Genomic DNA, 20,226 nt, shown 5'->3' with positions numbered 1-20,226 from the left:
TGCGACCAATACTGAAGGGTCGCAGATTATACGTCAATTCTTTGCATTAACAAAGCTTAAGAAGCGTTTCATCCACTAAATTAGCTTTTCCACCAACAATATACTGCTCTTCTAGTGCATTGATGAGCGTCTGCCCTTCAATTTGCTGCTCACGCGTAAGCGGTACATAGGGTAATCTAAATACTGGGTTAACAGCGCCAGTCATGATTAACGCTGTGTTTATCGCGATTGGATTGGGTTCACAGAATAGCCAGCTCATCAAAGGCTGTAAGTCTCTATTTAGCGCATCATCAGGCTTGTCCATAAGCTGTCTAAATAATCTTGGCACCAAGTTTGAGGTAACCGAAATAACGCCGTGAGATTGGTATTTATGACGGCCATCATGTGCTTCATCATCATTGCCAGACCAACAAGCAATACCCTGTGACTCATAATGTGCAATGCGCTCATTACCCGCACACTCTTTCACGCCAATGAAATTTTTATGCTTGGCAATTGGTTCGATAATATCAGGCGTTAAATCTTGTCCAGTTCTGCCAGGGACGTTATATACAAAAGCAGGGCCAATTTCTAAAACACGTTCGAAGTGTTCAACTACCCCTGCAGTTGATGTGCGGCCATAGTATGGGTTAATTTGTAGTGCTGCATCCATACCAGATGCAAAACCATACTCAGTGGCTTTAATCGCTTCTCGGGTATTGTTACTGCCAGTATTACCAACAATCACCAGCTTATCTGCGAATTTATTAACGCTATGGGCTATCAACATCAGATGCTCTTCCCAGTTCATCAACTGACCTTCACCTGTTGTACCACCAACAATTATACCGTCTACTCCGGCTGCAATTTGCGCTTCGACAAGTGCGTCATACGCCTGCAAGTCGATTTCGCCTGACATAAGATAAGGAGTTTTGATTGCCGTAATTAAGCTGGCTTTTTTTATCGATTGTATACTTCGCATGCAATTTCTAGCTAGTTGTTTATATACGATATGTTTTATCACAATTGCTCCGGTATGCCGAGGCCAAATATACAGAATTATAAAATTTCTTGCTTATGTGCTAAAAATCATACAAACTAAAAACAACTGTATAAATAACCAGTGTCACTATGAGATTATCTGACTACTTAAAATCTAATTTTTATGATGCCAATGAACTGTGTAGTTTAATTAAAGTTGAGCCAGAACAACTACAGCAATGGCAAGAGAACAGTATTTTTCCGAACGCGAGCTACAGTATTGATAATCTCATTAAATGTAGCTCATATCTTGGCTTGTATGAATGTGTTGAGGTGACCGACTACTATCCTAGAGGCGCTCTAGATTGGGGTCATATGCTACTTAGGCATGAAGTCGAACACTCAAGTCATGCTTATGAGTTGTTTCAGAATAAATACATTACTACACTAAAAGCTTGTGCCGACAAGGGCATAGTAAGTGAAGATGATAAGTTTGGTGATGACTTAATTGAGCATATACAACAAGTTTGGCAGCAATTTTTGTGTAGTAAATACGGTGTGATCAGCCAAAATGGTACCGTAGAGGAAGTTGTATTTATAGACCTTGGCCGTGCTTTAGTAGACAGAATAACTGAAGATAGAACCTGTATAACTGTGCCAGCAGAGCAACGAGCTCTGTTACATGAAGCACTTAAGCTGCTCAATAGATCCTTAAGCCATAACGCCGCGCACGAGCGCCAAGATTCTCTCAGATATAAATATATAGATAGTGTCATGCAAAAATATGATTTATCGACTTGCTAGTATACAAAACATATCGTCAGTACTTCGGTGTGCTAATTAGAAACTAAAAAACTAAAAGCCATTTAGATTATTCTAAATGGCTTTTACTATTTGGGTAAACGAGGTTTAGTTAAGGCTTATTCACAGTCTCTAGCTGTTCATAATGCGCTCTATAAATCTCAAACCCTTTTAAGACTTTCATTTTGTCTTCACACAAGTTGTCGTACCATGTATCAAATTTTTCGTCATCATCTTGCTCACTCAAAACCTGATATTGTGCCAGTAGCTCTATAATGTCACTGTGTTCGCAAGTTAACTCATCCAATTGCTGAGCTAGCGACGAATGATCCCTATTTTGCAGTTCCGCAATGACACTGTTGTCTAATTGTTGTGATTCTTCGCTCACAGTGTAGTCCTCTTTCTCAATCTCGGTTCTAGTTATAACAGTCTGATATTGAAGATCCAGTAACAATTGCTTTATTCGTATAATCAATAGACAAAAAGTGTAAAAAAAATTTCAGATAAGCAATTGAAAACTATTCTCAAATAGAATACTATTTGTGACGTTATCACATTTCGTAAGGTTAAAATTTATTATGAAAGCAAATATCCACCCGGATTATCAAGCTGTTGCATTTCATGACACGGCAGTAGACAAGTACTTCATCGTTGGTTCAACACTTAAATCTGACAGAACTGTTGAAATTGATGGTGTTGAGTATCCATACGTGCCAATTGATGTTTCAAGCGCATCTCACCCGTTCTACACAGGTAAGCAGAAAATCGTTGCAAGCGATGGCCGTGTTGCTAAGTTCAACCGCCGTTTCAAAAACCTTTCTGCTACAACTAAGTAAGCAATGGTTTTTAGTTTACATCGCTGCTCTATGCAGCGATGTAAACTTCAACAAGCGCGTTGAAGCGTAAAGTTGTAAAAACATATTAAGGAGCATAAGTTGAAAGTTTTAAGTTCATTAAAGAGCGCAAAAAACAGACCAGGTTGTCAAGTAGTTAAGCGCCGCGGACGTGTTTACGTGATTTGTAAAACAAATCCAAGATTTAAAGCGGTTCAGGGTAAGAAGAAGAAACGCTAATTACCTGGTAGCTGTATGAGCGCTTTGCTGCGAAAGTGCTCAAAATTACACTTTTCAAAGCACTCTCCTCTTATCACTACCTAGATATAAAATAAAAAAAGCGACTTTCGCCGCTTTCTAGTTAATTTTAATTAACGTCTACGTCTTCTTAGCAACGCCAATGGCAAGCTTAGTAGTGCTAGTATGCCAAATGAACCCGAATCTCCATCTTGGTCATCATCATCATCGCCCCTCACATCGATAATATTAACTGTTACCTCTGTGTACTCTGATACATTACCAAACGAATCTTGTGCTCTCACACCAAACCGGATCACACTTTGAAACTCAAAATCCAATTCGCCTTGAACAACAACATCGCCGTTGCTGGCAATACTGAAAGGTGCGTTACCTATCACCATAAACGATTCAACAGGAGAAACGTCTGAGTCTGGATCAGAGAACTCTAACTGACCTATAATTGTTCCCAACGCAGTGTTCTCTCGAGCTTCAAAAGTCTGTCCACTTGGAATCATTGGTGATCTATCCGGTACCTGATCATCTTCTGGGTCATCAATTACATCAATCTTAACCTCAACGAAATCAGATTCGTTACCCTTTGTATCTACCGCTTTTACACCAAATAAAAATGATTGGCTCACTTCAAAGTCAATTTCACCAGTAACTTTAATCTCACCATTCGATGCAATTTCAAACGGCACATCGCCGAGGATAACAAAAGAGTCAACCGGCGACTCATCAGCATCTGGATCTTCAAATTCAATCGTACCCAAAACAGCACCTATTGGCGAATTTTCCATCACCTCAAAGTGCTGTTCTTCTTTAATTACGGGCTCAACATCATCGTCACCCACTTCATCCAACACTTCAACTGTCACTTCGGTGTATTCTGAATAATTACCCAGCGAGTCCATTGCACGAACAAAAAAGCTATATTCGCTTTGCATTTCATAGTCTAATTCTGTCGTAACAAACAGCTCACCTGTAGGCTCAATTATAAATGGCACTTCATCAAGGATCATAAAACTTTCAACTGGTGAAATATCCGGATCAGGGTCACTGAACATCAACATACCTATTGACATTCCAGATTCATTATTCTCCATTACTTCAAATGACTGACCAGACTCGATAACAGGCCCTCTGTCAGGTGCTACCGAAATACTAATATTGAACTCCTGCTGTGTTTGTAGTTTCCCGTCACTGACAATTAATGTCATCGAACTATCAAACTCAGTAAAAGGTCTGCCTGCAAGAACACCATCTATGAAAGACATACCCGGCACAGAAGGCTCAAGCTGCAGCATTAGGTCATTATTGTCTACATCTTCAACTTTTTCGTTAAAGTCTAACTCTGTCAACTCCCCAATATAGAGCACGACATCTTCCAGTGGTTCTATGACAGGCGCATCATTTACGGGGTTAACGGATATTGTTACAGCATATTGCCCTTCAGGAAGGGTATTATTTTCTGGCACTGGTTGATTGTTTGCTGTCATGTCCTCGAAGATAAACGAATCTTCGCCAGAAAAGTCCTCACTTGGCATATAAACTAGATTTGCATAATCTTGTGCCATTACCTGAGCACCTTGTTCGAGCATCTGGTCCCCAAGTTTTAAAGCACCATTGTTAGGTAACTGAATAATTTCCACAGAATCAAAAGCATTGTTTAAGTTGTCGACAAAGGCAGAACCAACAGCAATCTCAGTGTCTTCATCAGTCGTAAACTTTCTGTCCATTGTGCCCGTATTCATGGCCACTTTATAAGTGCTTCGACCATGAGTGAATGCAAATAGCTCTCTTCCTTTAATCGCAAGCTTTGCAATATTGGTATTGGCGAGGCCAGATCCATCAGCCATCCAATTTTGCCCACCGTCGACTGACACAAATACACCTAAATCAGTACCAACAAATAATTTCTGCGGGCTTTCAGGGTCGACAGCAATTGTCATGACTGGTACATCTGGTAGTCCGTTGTCACTTGCTTGCCAAGTCTGACCGCCATCCATTGTTTTCCAAACATGGGTTGCGCCAAAATTAGATACTGTCGCGTAAATTGTTTGATTGTTGTCTGGGTCAAATGCAATTGAGCTGATGGTTACTCCTTGCGCAAGCGTAGAGCTTACCCAAGTCGAAGATGCTGAAGCTTGATCTGCCTGATAAGAAACATAGACAGTACCATTATCTGTACCCGCCGCGACGGCAGTTTCTGTATTAGGCGCTATTCCAATAGAATATACTGAGCCATCGAGCGTACCAGAAGCAGCTGACCAACTACCAGCTTGATCGCTTGTCCTCCAAAGCTGATTGCCCCCAATCCACAACACCTGAGGGTTAGATGGCGCCATTTCAAAACGCGTGATGAACGGGAATCCATTATCTCCAGAAATTCCGCTGACCGCACTCGAAAAGCTTTGCCCTCCATCAGTCGACTTTCTCAACGACAAACGGGTAGTCTCTGCAAACATGATATTAGGATTAGTTGGATCTATTGCAGTCCATCCGCCGTCACCACCAAGTATCTCGACCCAGCCATTAAATGATCCATCTTCACCCACTAACGTCCCATTATCTTGTGTGCCGCCAAAGTAGCTCGTTCCACTTGGCTTAACAGTACCATGATAAAACTGTGTGACGGCATAGCCATTATTCAGTGTCGACCAACTAACACGCTGATTAGGATCTGCTTCCGCATTACCGCACACTTCATCAATTGTTAAACGTCCACCAAGAGAGTTATCTGTTCTTTGGATACCACCATCATTGGCTACATATAAAGTTGTATTATTTACCCCATCATAGTCAGGGTGGAAAACAAATTCATGATGATCCGCATGAGCATATTGAGGATTTGTTGGGTTAAGCCACCAAATACTCGCAGGTACGAATGTCTGACCACCATCATCTGAACGAAATGTATCTATCCCCCCGGTCCAAACCACATCAGGATTTACTGGGTCAACCGCTATGATATTGTCATACCATCCTTGATTAAAGGATTGAGCAGTCCCTCCTGTACACAAGTCCAATAGTCCGAAATACGGGTTACTGAGTAGCACACTTGTAAATCTGTCAGCTGTGGCCCTTGTCACTGTGGTTGTCCAATTCACTCCCATATCTGTCGATTTATAAACAGCATCCATGCCATGATCATTTCGATTAGCTGCCAAAGCATAAATAATATTGTTATCTGACGGTGCCACTGCAATGGTCGTTCTGCCCTGCTCTGTCCCCGCGATCACTTGCGTCCAGTTCTCTGCGGCATCGGCACTTCTGTGAACGCCACCAGTATTAAATGAGCCACATGCAGTAAGTAAAATATCTGTATTGGACTGAGATATCAGTTTCAAGTCAGTACAACCTGCAGAAGACCCTTGTGGTACAAACTTAGTTTCCCAGCTCGCGCCACCATCTGAAGATTTAAGCACACCAGAGCGTGTCGCCACATAAAGTGTATTGGCATTATTTGGACTAAAAACAATTTTGTTTACGTAATGAAAATCTGTATTGCTCGAGGTGCTTGAAATTTGCGTCCAAGTAGTACCTGCATCCTCAGATTTGAAAATACCATCACCGCGCAGTGCATCAAAGTTGAATAGACCCTCCCCTGTTCCCGCATAGATTGTGTTCGCATTATTGGGATCAAAAGTAAGCGTGGTTACAGCAAGGTTTGTCGCTAAATCACTCAGTGGTGTCCATGATGCACCAGCATCTGTCGTTTTCCACACCCCACCAGCTACCCCTGCTGTATACATAATGTTATGGTCAGTTGGGTGAATAATTAAAGTCCGAGTACGTCCACCAATATTACCAGGTCCAAGCTCCTGCCACTGACCTAGCTCCTGATTTTGCCCATCAGGTGCATTCAATTGGGGTGAGAAGTCTGCAAGCACACTATTTGAAGATATAGAAAAATGCGTCATTTGCCTGATCTGCTTCAGTGCCGCAGAATACTTTTCGACAGGTAATGATTGTGCCCCTACTGGGAGCCTTTGCTTTACAAAAAACTTCTGCGCTTCTTTAGGTTTGTCATAACGCTTGGGCGACTGTGACTTGGATTGAGCTTTCTTTTCTAGGAATTCAGCTTTACGTTCGTACGGCGTTGAAGTTTGAGATTGTAGTGCTAAGTATGTTGCTCCGCCAAGCGCAATAGCGACAGCAATACTAACGGGGTGAAGAAGTCTCATTCATTTTTCCCTTTTATTTAATATTTCAAGAGCCTACCTAGGCTTGGAATCGAGACTTCTTAACTATAACTGCATTAATAAGGTAGATTGAGCCGAAGTGAACTCACTCTAGGTATATACAGGCAATACCGGGCCCCTTAAAAAATATACTTAACATCGTTCTTAGATAGGTTTCCGATATGAGTGTAGTAACAAACCACAATTTGACAATAAACTTTTTAAAGGCTCATTTATAAAAAAGACTTTGAACATTTGCTCCGAATCGTTCGTTTTTTATTGTCCAAACAGAAGCTGCCAGAAGCTAGGTGGTTCATGAAGTTTGTGATACTCAGACCTTAAAGAATCGACTTTTAGTAACACATTGCGAGCGTCATCAAGTTGGCCCTTCTCTACTAACGCCATCGCTTTATGAGCCTCAGCAATAGTCAGGTTAAGACCCTCTATAGATTTTTTCTTCTTACCTTGTTGGAATTGATGCCCTTTAGCTTGCTCAACCAATATAACAAACTGCCCCAAGTGCTTGTGCATAACATCCGCAGATTGAGCTTTAATGGCGAGCTTATATTCAAGGCCCATTTTTTTCATCAGCTGATTTAGCTCGCTCGGCTGTGTGAAGGCTGAAAAGCTAAAAAATATCAAAATAACAAAAACAAACTTCATAACATCCCCTCGAAAGTTTGAGCTAGTATATATAAATAAACGTTGTAAACAAGGCACAATACAAGCAATGAAAACAGCCAATTTAATCTTACAAATACTTCTACTTTTCATTGCATTAATAAGTAGCTTTATCACTCCACCTAGTGACGCGTCACAAAGGCCAAGCGACCACCCCTTGAGAGTGACATTCGTCAATCCAGGTTTTAGCGGTGTAAATCCAACTGGGAATTTTTGGTTAAATGTATCAAAAGTCATGAATGCAGTTGCTCAAGATACCAATATAGATCTCACCGTGTTGTACGCTGAGCGCAATCACATTTTAATGAAAGAGTTGACTAAACAAGCACTTGAATCGGACGCCGATTACCTTATTTTAGTCGACGAAAAACGGGCGATAACAGAGGTGCTCCTCAACTCGGTAAAGCCTCATCCCAATATTCTATTTCTTTTAAACAGCCCAAACCAGCTTGAAATAAACAGACTCAATGCCAAGGGTTTTGGTATTAAAGCTGCCATACTTCCTGACAATTATCAGGCAGGAAAAGAGCTTGCTCGTGAACTTGTGCACACGGTGCAAAAAGAGGCTCAAAACCCTGAATCATATTCAATGCTGGCTTTTCTGGGTGATGTTGTAACAACCGCCGCATTAGAGCGAGAGCAAGGGCTACTGAGCTACACTAATCGTTTATCGAATGTCCAAGTCATTGATAAAGTTGACGCACATTGGTCTCAAAACCGTGCTCATGAACTAGCAAGAGGTTTGTTAAGACGATATAGGGATGTTGAATTGATCTGGTGTGCAAATGATGCAATTGCTTTTGGTGTCAATCAAGCCGCTATTGAGCTTGGCATTAGAGACAAAGTCAAAATAGGTGGCATTAATTGGGACAATGGACATGTAGATAAGCTGGACGTCTCTATTGGAGGCCACGTATTACTCGGTGGTTACCTATTGGTTGAACTTGCAAAATATCAGCAAGGGTTAATCAAATATATTGGCACGCAAAAAGTCGCAATTTTTAGACCATACAGCCCCACTTTCGAACCAATTTACAAAGCCACACATGAAAACAACCTAAATCAAATAGATTTTTCACAATTTGTCAACCAAAAGAAAAATTACAATATTATGACTCTGAACAAAGAATTAAATTTTTAACCTGATTAAAATAAAATAAAACAACATTTATCTATCATAAATACATTAAATGAATATGTATTTCATGTTAAATTTTTTGTGTGAAAATATTTTCCCCCAAGTTTTTAAGTGCATTTTTTGTACTGTTGACAGATTTCGAAATACCTGTTTTAGTTAAATTGGTTAACAACATGTAACTTGGACAAACAAAATGAAACACACTATTCTAACAAGCAAAAAACATACTTTACTTGCCCTTGGCGTTGCGTCTGCGCTTGGTGCTGCGTCTGCAACAGCAGCAACATCAGAACGTATGATCGTTACTCTAAAAGAACAATCTACGACTAACACATTCCCTGTGGCCTTATCAGAAGCAGAGTTAACAGACTATAAAGCGCAATCGCTAAGTTTGTTTGCAAGCAATATAAACGCTCAAGCGATTAAAACATTACCAAGCATCAATGCAGTAGTAATGGAACTGACACCTGAGCAATTATCTTCACTTGAAAAAGATGGTAACGTCGTAACTGTCGAAGTAGATCCGAAGCGATACGTGCCAGAACTTATTGATGGCGAAATTGCGCCTTTTGCTGAATCAACGCCTTATGGAATTAACATGGTTCAAGCGAAACTAGTAAGTGATGCGGCAGCAGCAAATCGCAAAGTTTGTATCATGGATACAGGTTATATGCGTAGCCACGAAGATTTAGTTAGCGCAGGCGTTACTGGTGATGATGGTTACGGGTCAAACGATACTGGCCTTTGGCACAATGATGGTCATGGACATGGCACGCACGTGGCGGGAACAATCGCTGCACTTGGCGGTAACGGTACCGGTGTTGTTGGTGTGAATGCATCTGGTAACCTTAAACTACATATTGTAAAAGTATTCAATGATTCAGGTCGTTGGGCTTATGGTTCAGATCTAATTGAAGCTATTAACCAATGTGAGACAGCTGGCGCGCACATCACAAGTATGAGCTTAGGTGGAAGCGGTAGCTCTACAGCAGAGCGAAATGCTTTCGACCAAAGTTATCAGCGCGGTATGCTGCACATTGCAGCAGCTGGTAATGGTGGCAACAGTGCACTTAGCTACCCAGCGTCTTATGACAATGTTGTTTCTGTCGCGGCTGTAGATAGCTCTGAAAACAAAGCATCATTCTCACAATACAACAGCCAAGTTGAAATTGCAGGCCCAGGTGTTGGCGTTAACTCAACATGGAACAACGGTGGTTACAGAAGCCTAAGTGGTACATCGATGGCAACGCCACACGTGTCTGGTGTGGCTGCGCTGGTATGGAGTAACTACCCTACTTGTTCAAATGCAGAAATCCGTGCGGCACTTAATGCCAGTGCAAAAGACAAAGGCGCAGCAGGTCGTGATACTTCATACGGGCACGGTATTGTTCAAGCAAAAGCGGCATATGATTATCTAGCTCAAAGCTGTGGTGGCGGTGGTGACCCAGTTCCAGTGGCTAACTTCTCGTTCTCAACAAGTGGTTTAACAGCAACATTCACAAACACTTCAACTGCTGGTACTTATAATTGGACGTTTGGCGATGGTAACGGTAGCTCGCAAAGCGCACCAACGCACACATATGCTCAAGCAGGTACATATGATGTGACACTTAAAGTAACCAACTCAGCAGGTGATTTTGATTCGATTGTTAAGCAGGTCACGGTAGAAGATGCGGTAACGCCTCCTGGTTGTACTGGCCTTAGCGAGTGGAGCGCGTCTACATTCTATCGTGTCGGTGACCGCGTTTCTTATAAAGGTTATGAGTACAGATCAACTTGGTGGTCACGTGGCGCAGAGCCAACAGTATTCACTAACGTGTGGAGCAAAGTTGGTAAATGTAACTAACCTGCCAGCTGAATAGAAGATATTGCACTTGTGCATAAAATAACCCCGACACAGCACCATTGTGTTGGGGTTAATTTTTCCTTAAATAAGTAAACCCCTATCAAACCCGCTCCAATAATGCCAATAGCACGCTTAAGCGCCTCTAGCATGCCCGGTTGGATTGACTCTAACGCGATAAATTGAAAAGTCACTGCCATCGAGAAGCACAGCGCAGCAGAAAACCAAACTGATAAGTGCTGTTTTATTTCATCAAAAACTATCATTGGTCTGTACAAAGTAGCGTTCAGTGCCAGTACAATAAAAGTGACATATACAATATGAAAGTCGACAGGGCTATACATTAAAGCTTGTTTATCAAATACAATGCAAAGACCCCAGCAGATTGAAGTGATAACAATATAGCCACTTCCAGGCTCCTGAATTGTAAAGCGTCCTCCCTGTAGTAAAAATGATGCGACAACAAGAATAGAGATGGCTACAAGCTCTAACTGAGAAAGTGCATCGCCAAACCATAACCAAGCTGCTGCACCTGAAATTACCGGGGTTAAACATAACATTGGGAGCATCACGGCTACTTTGCCAAGCGCTAAAGCACGAATGAAACACACACTGCCAACTCCTGCAAGTAAACCACTTACAGTTGCTGGCACATAGTAACTTGAAAGTGGTAATTCCCTACTCACCGCAAGCCAATATACTAGATAAACAGGTAAAACAATGGCACTAAAAATCACGGACATTAAGGGCGCGGAAAAATGCGCTGACAATCGTTTACGAGTGTAATCAAACCCAACCCAACTCAGTGCGCTCAATAATGCAAAATCCATATTTATTTCTCAGTTTGCCTTAAAGCAATTGCCGTTTGCTTTTTCATATAATCATTAATTTTCGGGTGTTCTGGGCGCCAACCTAGCAAAAAACGATGAAAATCAGCCCAAATAAGACACCAACTTTCCCGCCATTGTTGCTGCAAATCACAGAAACTAATGGCAGAGCGTTTATGCACGAGAGCTTTTTGTAGTCGAGAAAAATAATGCTCTAACAAATCGCTACATTCTGTTTCTAGCTGTGCATTATCCAACACAGTCGTAAAAAGTAGCATCACATCAGAAAGGCCGTTACCTAAGCCAACATGCTGAAAGTCATAGCCCATAACTTGGGTATCATTAAAAGCAAAATTTGCCAATTTAGCATCACCATGAATAAGGGTTTGGTATCGAATACGCTTCAATGTTTTGTCAATTCTATGTGCCGACTCTTTCAAAGTTGAATTAGGCATTTTTTGATATTCATCTGGGCGTGTATCTAAATGCCAATAATTTCCATAGCCAAAAGTTTCAAACTCATCATTGCAAGTATCTTCAATCAGCCAATTAGCATGAAATATCGCTAGCCAATCCAAAACCCTTTTAATCTGCACAGTAGACACTGAATCCATATTTTGAAAGCCCAGCGGCTCAAAGTCCTCAAGCAAAGTAATAAATTTACCATTAATTTCATGGAGCTCAATCATGTGTGGTAACAAGCATAAGTCTCGTAAACACGATGCATAATGCCTGTAAAAATGCTGCTCTTTTACATAACTTCGGATCTTTCTTTGCAGAGAAAATGACGTTTGTTGAATATTGATATGCTGTAAGTCATCTGGCACTTGGCTAATCTTGATCGCATATTTAAGACTACCTATTTGGCATTTTTCTAACGTACCACAACCATTCCAGAGCGTTTGAGATGTTTTATTTTGTTGTTGTGATAAATGAAGATATTGACTGTAAAGAGATGACTGCATAAAAAAATACTCGCTTTTTTGTGCAGTTTATATGAAACGCCCAATTATAGAAATAATTGGACGTTTGCTTTTTCAGATTGAGACTTTATAGATTTACTGCCGCTTTGAGTTCCTCGGTGGTATTTTTATCCTCAACCAAATTCAAGTCAAAATCAAACTCATCAACACGAATTGCCTTTTCACGCTTACGGTTATAATCAACTAGCTGTACATATTCTTGCTCATTTACGATACTGGCAACAAAAGCATTATTTAATGTATCACTAAATGTAACGCCAGCTTTGACCTCTCTCTTTTTAAGCGCTTTCTTCACTTTTGCCAGCGAGTCTAAACATGCCATTTTCGCTTTATAGGCCTGCTCATTGATATCATGACCATCACCCGGTGTTGGCTTCACTAAATGTGTCAGCTGCTGCTTAAACAAAGTATCTAGCTGTGCTGCTTTAGCAAGCTCTCTGATCATATCATCATTAATTTGTGGCATACGATGTGAAAAATTCATGGTCGCGACACGCATAAAGCGTCTTGCAGCGGTATTTGGGAAGTTATCCAAAAACTTGTGTAATGCTTTTTCCGCTTCAACAAGTGCATAACGCGTCGCGTAATGGAAATATGGAGCTGCTTGCGCTCTATCTTGCTCTGACACTTTTTGCTCGTAATACCTAATTGATGCCATAGCTGCGTATACAAAGCTCATTACATCACCGAGTCTCGCAGATAATAACTCTGCTTGCTTAAGCTTACCACCCAGTACAAGTAGCGAAAAATCAGCGTATACAGCGAGCTTTGACGCTAATTGCTGTGCCGCTTTCTCATACTGCACTACTTCAGGTAAGCGTGACGAACCAGAAGCTAAAAATGGAAATACACCTAGCTTGAATGCACGTAAACCATTGCCAATACTGTATCCAACCGTTTTTCTAAGAATCTTATTAAATTCTTTGTCAGCATTTGGCTGCTCGCTGTGAATCGACTCAACCATAGATTGCAGGTAAGGATGACAACGCATCACACCTTGACCAAATATCATCAGGTTACGTGTTAGAATATTTGCACCTTCTACGGTGATAGCTATCGGTTGTGCTACATAACCGCTCGCTAAGGTGTTTTGTGGTCCAGTTTGAATTGCTTTACCAGCTAATATGTCCATTGCCGAATCAAGTACATCTCGACCAAGCTCGGTCATATGATACTTTGCAATCGCTGTCACAACTGACGGCTTTAACCCCATGCCAAGACCTTCAGTTGTTAACACTCGCATAGATTCTTGCAAATATGCCTTACCTGCGATATCTGCAAGCTTTTCTTGAATGCCTTCAAATTGACCGATTGCTAGACCAAATTGCTCGCGCACCGCTGCGTATTCCGACGCAGATTTCAGTGCAACTTGACTCGTTGAAACACCTAAAGCTGGTAGTGAAATACCTCGGCCAGCGCCTAAACAACTCACGAGCATTTGCCAACCGCGACCAATATTTTTTTGACCGCCGATAATAAAGTCCATTGGGATAAATACCTTATTACCACGAGTTGTACCATTGTAAAAGCGAATACCCATTGGATCGTGGCGATTGCCCAGCTCAACACCTGGGTGAGATTTAGGAATAAGCGCGCATGTGATCCCTAGGGATTCTTTACCACCTAGCAACCCTTTTGGATCGAATACTTTAAATGCCAAGCCAAGTACAGTCGCAATCGGTGCAAGCGTGATATAACGCTTATCCCATGTTACTTCTAAGCCAAGTACTTCTTTGCCTTCAAACATACCCTTAGTGACAATACCCTGATCTGGAATACCGCCAGCATCAGAACCCGCTTCAGGGCTTGTCAGCGCAAAACAAGGGATATCACGTCCATTAGCAAGTCGAGGTAAGTAATGTGCCTGCTGCTCAGCAGTACCATAGTGCAGCAATAACTCGCCCGGACCCAATGAATTTGGCACCATTACAGTTACTGCCACTGCCGACGATTTTGTAGCAATCGTGCCAACAATCGTTGAGTTTGCGTACGGGCTAAATTCTAAACCGCCATACTGCTTAGGAATGATAAGTGAAAAGAATCGCTCTTTTTTCAAAAATTCTAAAATGTGCTCAGGTAAGTGTTTTGAGTTTTGAATATGATTTTCATCGATCATTGCCATCAACTCATTCACCGGGCCATCTAAAAATGCCTGTTCTTCTGCCGATAGCTTTGCTTCTGTTACTGAGCGTAAAGCTGAAAAATCTGGCTTTCCTTGATAGATAGAGCCTTCTAACCAAACATCTCCTGCGTCTAGGGCTTCTTGTTCGGTAACAGAAATGCTAGGTAAAATTTTTCTTAGTTGTGTTCTTAAACTCATAATAAACTCATCCGACCAGATAGATATACCTACATTACGGCATAAAAATCAATTTAGATCAATTGCTCAAATGAAATAATTAACTAATTTTTTACTGTAAATTGCGTTTTCGAGGAAAAACTTTCTGATAATTAATAGCTTACACGTGTACGCTGAATTTATATTATTTTTGCATGAATAGGCATAAAAATGATTTTAACAATTATATATGTCAAAAAACGGCATAATTTGCGCGCGTAATAGCCATAAGTGATTGCGGACAAATCGAAATTTCTAATCCTCGCCTTCCACCACTGACGTAAATTTCATCATAATCTTGTGCAGTTTTATGCACAATCACGGGAATATTTTTTTTGTGCGCAAAAGGGCTTATCCCACCAAGTAAGTATCCTGTTGCACTTTGCGCACGATCCTTTTCAGCCATATGCGCTTTTTTTCCAGATACCGACTTTGCAAATAACTTTAAATCTACCTGCTGGGAAGCTGGGGTGACTCCGATAAACAATATCCCATCTACATCAATCACTAGGGTTTTAAATACTTTTTTCTCATCCAGTTTCAGTTTAGTCGCAGCTTCTTGAGCATAGTTGGGTGTATTGGGGTCATGTTTAAATTTCAATACATCGAACTTCACTTTATTTTTTTTGAGTAGATTTATAGCAGGTGTCATTATAAGTCCATATTTATTAATGAGTTAAATGATTAAACCGTATCGAGATGCGAACAGCTTTTCGATTATTCACGACACAGAATATCCTTAAGTATTTTACATTGGTAAGTACTTTAAAAATTATACTAAATTACGCTCGACATTATGATAATGTCGACTAAAGTATTATGTATCAGCTTACTGAGTTGTGATTGCACATTTTTGGCAATCTCTGTTAAGCCCTAGTTATTTGACCTAGTGTAGATAGTTGTATGTATGCAAGCTTTTCAAGCATGATCGGTATCACTTTAACTGCCTTAACCGCAGTAGTGTTTTTAAGTAACGAATATAGTGCGTGGGCAGATAAACTAGCTTGTGATCAAAAGTGTGAAGTATTAGGGTGCAATTCTGGGACACTGATTTCAGGAGAAAACCGACCAGATTTAGTGTGTCGGTGCAACGATGATATGGATTATCTCGTAATATTAGACTGAGAGTAAAACGGCGCCAAAGGCGCCGTTTTGATTTGATTCATTACCAATTACTTGGTTAAGTCATCAAAAAACTTTTTCACACCATCAAAGAAGCCCTGTGCTTTAGGACGATTTTTACTGGTGTCACCACTCATGCTCTCTTCTAGCTCTTTAAGTAGCTCTTTTTGACGCTCGTTTAAGTTAACGGGTGTTTCGATCACAACTTTGCAAATCAAGTCACCTACTGAACCACTGCGAACAGACTTAACGCCTTTACCACGCATACGGAACATCTTTCCAGTTTGGCTTTCTGAAGGGATCTTCAGATTAGCTCTACCGTCAAGTGTTGGTACTTCAATTTCACCACCAAGCGCTGCAGTTGTGAAGCTAATTGGGACTTCGCAGTACAAATTATTGCCGTCACGAACAAAAATAGGATGTTCACGAACACTAACCTGAACGTATAGGTCACCAGCAGGTGCGCCGTGCATGCCGGCTTCACCTTCACCAGAAAGTCGAATACGGTCACCAGTATCAACCCCAGCCGGGATTTTAACTGATAGTGTCTTAGTCTTCTCTACGCGACCTTGGCCATGACAGCTATCACACGGATCTGAGATAACTTGGCCTGTGCCTTGACACGTTGGACAAGTCTGTTGAACCGCAAAGAACCCCTGGCGCATCTGAACTTGACCTGCACCATGACAGGTAGAACACGTTTTTGGCTTTGATCCAGCTTTTGCACCACTACCATCACATGGCTTACAACTTACCCATGTAGGCACTTTTATTTCAACATCTTTGCCTTTTACAGCTTCTTCCAAGCTTAAGTCTAAGCTGTAACGAAGATCGGCACCACGTTGCTGTCTTGATTGACGACGACCACCGCCGCCACCAAAAATATCACCGAATACGTCCCCGAAGATATCGCCAAAGTCGGCTCCGCCACCGAACCCGCCATGGCCTCCACCACCGTTTTGTTCAAACGCTGCATGGCCGTATTGATCATACATCTGGCGTTTCTGACTATCCGTTAGGACCTCGTACGCTTCTTTTACTTCTTTGAACTTAGCTTCTAAAGCTTCATCACCCGCAGTACGATCTGGGTGATACTTCATTGCTAGGCGCTTATAGGCCTTTTTTATATCACGTTCACCGGCGTCTTTTGAAACACCTAATACTTCGTAATAATCACGTTTGGACATAGTTATCACACTACTCTTACAAGACAACTCTCCGATACATATGATCGGTAGTGAGCCAAAATTTAAAAACACGAAGGGCGCGTCTAGCGAAGTCGCCGCGCGCCCTTAACAGTCAACAATTACTTGTTGTCTTTAACTTCTTCAAACTCAGCATCAACAACATCGTCGTCTGCTTTCGCAGAACCTTGTTGTGCGCCTGCATCAGCACCAGGACCTGCTTGCTGTGCTTGTGCATTTGCTTGAGCGATTTCCATTAGCTTTTGAGATTTCTCTGCAAGTGCCTGAGTTTTTGCATCGATGTCTTCTTTGCTGTCGCCTTTGATAGCTGCTTCAAGCTCAGTTAAAGCACCTTCAATTGCTGTTTTATCTTCAGCTGGAAGTGCGTCACCTGCTTCTTCAACTTGCTTGCGAGTCGCGTGAACTAATGCGTCAGCTTGGTTACGTGCACCAACTAACTCTTCGAACTTTTTATCTTCTTCAGCATTTGCTTCAGCATCACGTACCATTTTCTCTACTTCATCATCGCTTAGACCTGAAGAAGCTTGGATAGTGATCTTTTGCTCTTTACCAGTATCTTTATCTTTAGCAGATACGTGCAAGATACCGTCAGCATCAACGTCAAAAGTAACTTCGATTTGCGGTGCACCACGTTGCGCTGGGCGAATACCTTCAAGGTTAAACTGACCAAGAGACTTGTTATCAGTTGAACGCTTACGCTCACCTTGTAAAACGTGAATTGTTACTGCTGACTGGTTATCTTCTGCTGTCGAGAATACCTGTGACTTCTTCGTTGGAATCGTCGTGTTTTTCTCGATTAGCGCAGTCATTACTTGACCCATAGTCTCGATACCTAGAGATAGTGGGATAACGTCAAGTAAAAGAACGTCTTTTACGTCACCAGAAAGAACGCCACCTTGAACCGCCGCACCAAGTGCAACTGCTTCATCAGGGTTTACATCTTTACGCGCTTCTTTACCGAAGAACTCAGCAACTTTTGACTGAACTAGTGGCATACGTGTTTGACCGCCAACAAGGATGATGTCATTAACGTCGCTTACAGAAAGATCTGCATCTGCTAGTGCACGCTTAAGCGGCTCGATAGACTGAGTTACTAAGTCTTCAACTAGTGATTCAAGCTTCGCACGCGTTAGTTTAACGTTCATGTGCTTAGGACCCGTTGCGTCTGCAGTCACATAAGGAAGGTTAACTTCAGTTTGCTGTGCAGATGAAAGCTCAATCTTAGCCTTTTCAGCAGCTTCTTTAACACGCTGCATTGCAAGAGGGTCAACTTTAAGATCGATACCCTGCTCTTTCTTAAACTCTTCAACAAGATAGTTGATAACACGGTTATCAAAATCTTCACCACCAAGGTGCGTGTCACCGTTTGTTGCAAGTACTTCAAACGTATGCTCACCGTCTACTTCGTCAATCTCAATGATTGAGATATCGAAAGTACCACCACCAAGGTCGTATACAGCAACAACATTGTCGCCTTGCTTTTTATCCATACCGTAAGCTAGTGCTGCAGCTGTTGGCTCATTGATGATACGCTTAACATCAAGACCCGCAATACGACCAGCATCTTTAGTTGCTTGACGCTGTGAATCGTTGAAGTATGCAGGAACTGTGATAACAGCTTCTGTTACTTCTTCACCTAAATAGTCTTCTGCAGTCTTTTTCATTTTCTTTAGGACTTCAGCAGAAATCTGTGGCGCTGCGCGCTTTTCACCGCGAACTTCAACCCATGCGTCGCCATTGTCAGCTTTAACAATGTTGAAAGGCATGATGCTGATGTCACGTTGTACTTCTTCATCTTCAAAGCGACGACCAATTAATCGCTTGATTGCATATAGCGTATTTGTAGGGTTAGTAACTGCCTGACGCTTTGCCGGTTGACCTACTAGCGTTTCACCCTCTTCTGTAAATGCAATAATTGACGGGGTTGTGCGATCGCCTTCAGCGTTTTCGATAACGCGCGTGTTCTCACCATCCAATACTGCTACACAAGAGTTAGTAGTACCTAAATCGATTCCAATAATTTTACCCATGTGAATCTTCTCCGACCTCAAAAAATTCGTTGTTCTGTTAGATGACTTGATAAATAGGGGCGGCAAATTCTAATTCAACCTTAAACACGAAAAAAATTTCATTTTTTTTCAATTTTTTTTATTTTTAGGATGAACAGAGCAAAAAGCAGACAAAAAATCTGTATTTTCTTGTTTAGAGTTTATATTCTAAACAAAAATAACGAGACATGGATTTACTATGAATTTCGAAGCTATCATTTCATCTACCGAGCTCAGTGAGCAACCCTGTCGCCTCAGTGTGCCAAACACATGGAGCCAGGGTCGAACCGTTTTTGGTGGGCTAAGTGCCGCGCTAATGCTTAAACATATGTATATTCAGCTTAATGACCAAGACCGACAACTACTTTCGTTCAGCTGTAATTTCGTCGCCCCTTTAATCGCCTCTGAACCTTTCACTATCAATACATCTATACTGAGGCAGGGGAAAAACGTTACCCAGCTAGAATCACGGATAGAACAACGAGATTCTGTATGCCTAGTGTCTTTGGCAAGTTTCGCAAAGCAACGCCCGTCAAATATCAAAGTTAAATCACAAATCAAACCTGCCATTCTTAATACAGACATAAATGAAGAAAACACAATACAATATGTAGAAGGGATATTTCCGGCTTTCATCCAACATGTAGATTTAAATATTCAAGCGGGTGCTATGCCTTTTAGTGGTGCTGATTCTAGCGAACTTCATGGCTGGATGAAGTTCAAACAAATGCCTCAAAAAACTGCACAGGAATTATATATCCTAGCATTAGCAGACGCATGGCCGCCGACACTTCTTCAATTATGTAATAAGCCCTCACCTGCTAGCACAGTATCTTGGTATATTGAGTTTCTCCAACCTTTGGAACTTAGTACACATGATTGGGTGGGCTATGAGGCCATTACGCATCAAGCTAGCAACGGCTATGGCATTGAAGACGCCAAGGTTTTCTCAAAAGCTGGCGACCTAATCGCATTAAGCCGACAAACAGTTGCTGTATTTGATGGTTGATATTATTGAGTTGC

The 20,226-nt window shown here is 41.5% G+C and carries 16 protein-coding genes; 6 read left to right on the top strand and 10 right to left on the bottom strand.

Annotated features, from left to right (window positions below; all coding sequences use genetic code 11):
- Window positions 1-46 precede the first annotated feature (46 nt).
- Window positions 47-961 carry a 4-hydroxy-tetrahydrodipicolinate synthase gene (dapA, locus tag L1077_RS09355; RefSeq protein WP_237136589.1) on the bottom strand — a complete coding sequence of 305 codons (915 nt, stop codon included), beginning with the start codon at window positions 959-961 and terminating at the stop codon, window positions 47-49.
- 149 nt (window positions 962-1,110) lie between these two features.
- Here dapA and L1077_RS09350 point away from each other — a divergent pair, with 149 nt between their 5' ends.
- Window positions 1,111-1,764 carry a DUF6058 family natural product biosynthesis protein gene (locus tag L1077_RS09350; protein WP_237136588.1) on the top strand — a complete coding sequence of 218 codons (654 nt, stop codon included), beginning with the start codon at window positions 1,111-1,113 and terminating at the stop codon, window positions 1,762-1,764.
- Between the two features lie 109 nt (window positions 1,765-1,873).
- Here L1077_RS09350 and L1077_RS09345 read toward each other — a convergent pair whose 3' ends face one another.
- Entirely contained in the window at window positions 1,874-2,149 is a 276-nt protein-coding gene (locus L1077_RS09345; protein WP_237136587.1) for a hypothetical protein, read from the bottom strand.
- Window positions 2,150-2,339: 190 nt separating this feature from the next.
- Here L1077_RS09345 and L1077_RS09340 point away from each other — a divergent pair, with 190 nt between their 5' ends.
- Window positions 2,340-2,597: a type B 50S ribosomal protein L31 gene (locus L1077_RS09340; RefSeq protein ID WP_063363675.1), complete on the top strand. Its 258-nt coding sequence runs from the start codon at window positions 2,340-2,342 to the stop codon at window positions 2,595-2,597.
- Between the two features lie 99 nt (window positions 2,598-2,696).
- A complete protein-coding gene (ykgO, locus tag L1077_RS09335) occupies window positions 2,697-2,834 on the top strand; it encodes a type B 50S ribosomal protein L36 (RefSeq protein WP_080672543.1) in 138 nt (45 codons plus the stop codon).
- A gap of 131 nt (window positions 2,835-2,965) precedes the next feature.
- On the opposite strand, the gene L1077_RS09330 is transcribed toward ykgO, so the two are convergent.
- The gene (locus tag L1077_RS09330) at window positions 2,966-7,021 is read right to left on the bottom strand and encodes a rhombosortase-dependent cadherin domain-containing protein (protein WP_237136586.1); all 4,056 of its coding nucleotides are present in this window, start codon (window positions 7,019-7,021) and stop codon (window positions 2,966-2,968) included.
- Window positions 7,022-7,294: 273 nt separating this feature from the next.
- Window positions 7,295-7,681, bottom strand: a complete 387-nt coding sequence (locus L1077_RS09325) for a cytochrome b562 (protein WP_237136585.1) — start codon at window positions 7,679-7,681, stop codon at window positions 7,295-7,297.
- A gap of 67 nt (window positions 7,682-7,748) precedes the next feature.
- Between L1077_RS09325 and L1077_RS09320 the strand changes: the two genes are divergently transcribed.
- Together L1077_RS09320 and L1077_RS09315 are read left to right on the top strand one after the other, a co-directional pair.
- Window positions 7,749-8,840 carry an ABC transporter substrate-binding protein gene (locus L1077_RS09320; protein ID WP_237136584.1) on the top strand — a complete coding sequence of 364 codons (1,092 nt, stop codon included), beginning with the start codon at window positions 7,749-7,751 and terminating at the stop codon, window positions 8,838-8,840.
- 190 nt (window positions 8,841-9,030) lie between these two features.
- Window positions 9,031-10,683, top strand: coding sequence for a S8 family serine peptidase (locus tag L1077_RS09315; protein WP_237136583.1), 1,653 nt, complete (start codon window positions 9,031-9,033; stop codon window positions 10,681-10,683).
- On the opposite strand, the gene L1077_RS09310 is transcribed toward L1077_RS09315, so the two are convergent.
- The 6 genes from L1077_RS09310 to dnaK form a co-directional block, all read right to left on the bottom strand.
- A complete protein-coding gene (locus L1077_RS09310) occupies window positions 10,680-11,510 on the bottom strand; it encodes an EamA family transporter (protein ID WP_237136582.1) in 831 nt (276 codons plus the stop codon). The genes L1077_RS09315 and L1077_RS09310 overlap by 4 nt on opposite strands.
- Before the next feature lie 2 nt (window positions 11,511-11,512).
- Window positions 11,513-12,472 (bottom strand): DUF1679 domain-containing protein, encoded by a 960-nt coding sequence (locus tag L1077_RS09305; protein WP_237136581.1) that lies wholly within the window; start codon window positions 12,470-12,472, stop codon window positions 11,513-11,515.
- Between the two features lie 85 nt (window positions 12,473-12,557).
- Window positions 12,558-14,810, bottom strand: coding sequence for an acyl-CoA dehydrogenase (locus L1077_RS09300; protein WP_237136580.1), 2,253 nt, complete (start codon window positions 14,808-14,810; stop codon window positions 12,558-12,560).
- Between the two features lie 211 nt (window positions 14,811-15,021).
- Window positions 15,022-15,480, bottom strand: a complete 459-nt coding sequence (gene ybaK / locus L1077_RS09295) for a Cys-tRNA(Pro) deacylase (protein ID WP_237136579.1) — start codon at window positions 15,478-15,480, stop codon at window positions 15,022-15,024.
- Window positions 15,481-16,000: 520 nt separating this feature from the next.
- Window positions 16,001-17,137: a molecular chaperone DnaJ gene (gene dnaJ, locus L1077_RS09290; RefSeq protein ID WP_039610309.1), complete on the bottom strand. Its 1,137-nt coding sequence runs from the start codon at window positions 17,135-17,137 to the stop codon at window positions 16,001-16,003.
- Window positions 17,138-17,256: 119 nt separating this feature from the next.
- Window positions 17,257-19,185 (bottom strand): molecular chaperone DnaK, encoded by a 1,929-nt coding sequence (gene dnaK, locus L1077_RS09285; protein ID WP_046358068.1) that lies wholly within the window; start codon window positions 19,183-19,185, stop codon window positions 17,257-17,259.
- 217 nt (window positions 19,186-19,402) lie between these two features.
- Here dnaK and L1077_RS09280 point away from each other — a divergent pair, with 217 nt between their 5' ends.
- On the top strand, window positions 19,403-20,212 hold the full coding sequence (locus L1077_RS09280; protein ID WP_237136578.1) for a thioesterase family protein: 810 nt from the start codon (window positions 19,403-19,405) through the stop codon (window positions 20,210-20,212).
- The last annotated feature ends 14 nt before the right edge of the window (window positions 20,213-20,226 follow it).

Source organism: Pseudoalteromonas luteoviolacea, from assembly GCF_021654285.1.
GTDB lineage: Bacteria > Pseudomonadota > Gammaproteobacteria > Enterobacterales > Alteromonadaceae > Pseudoalteromonas > Pseudoalteromonas luteoviolacea_J.
Note: the sequence above shows the minus strand (reverse complement) of the source record. Positions and strands in the feature narration are given on the sequence as shown.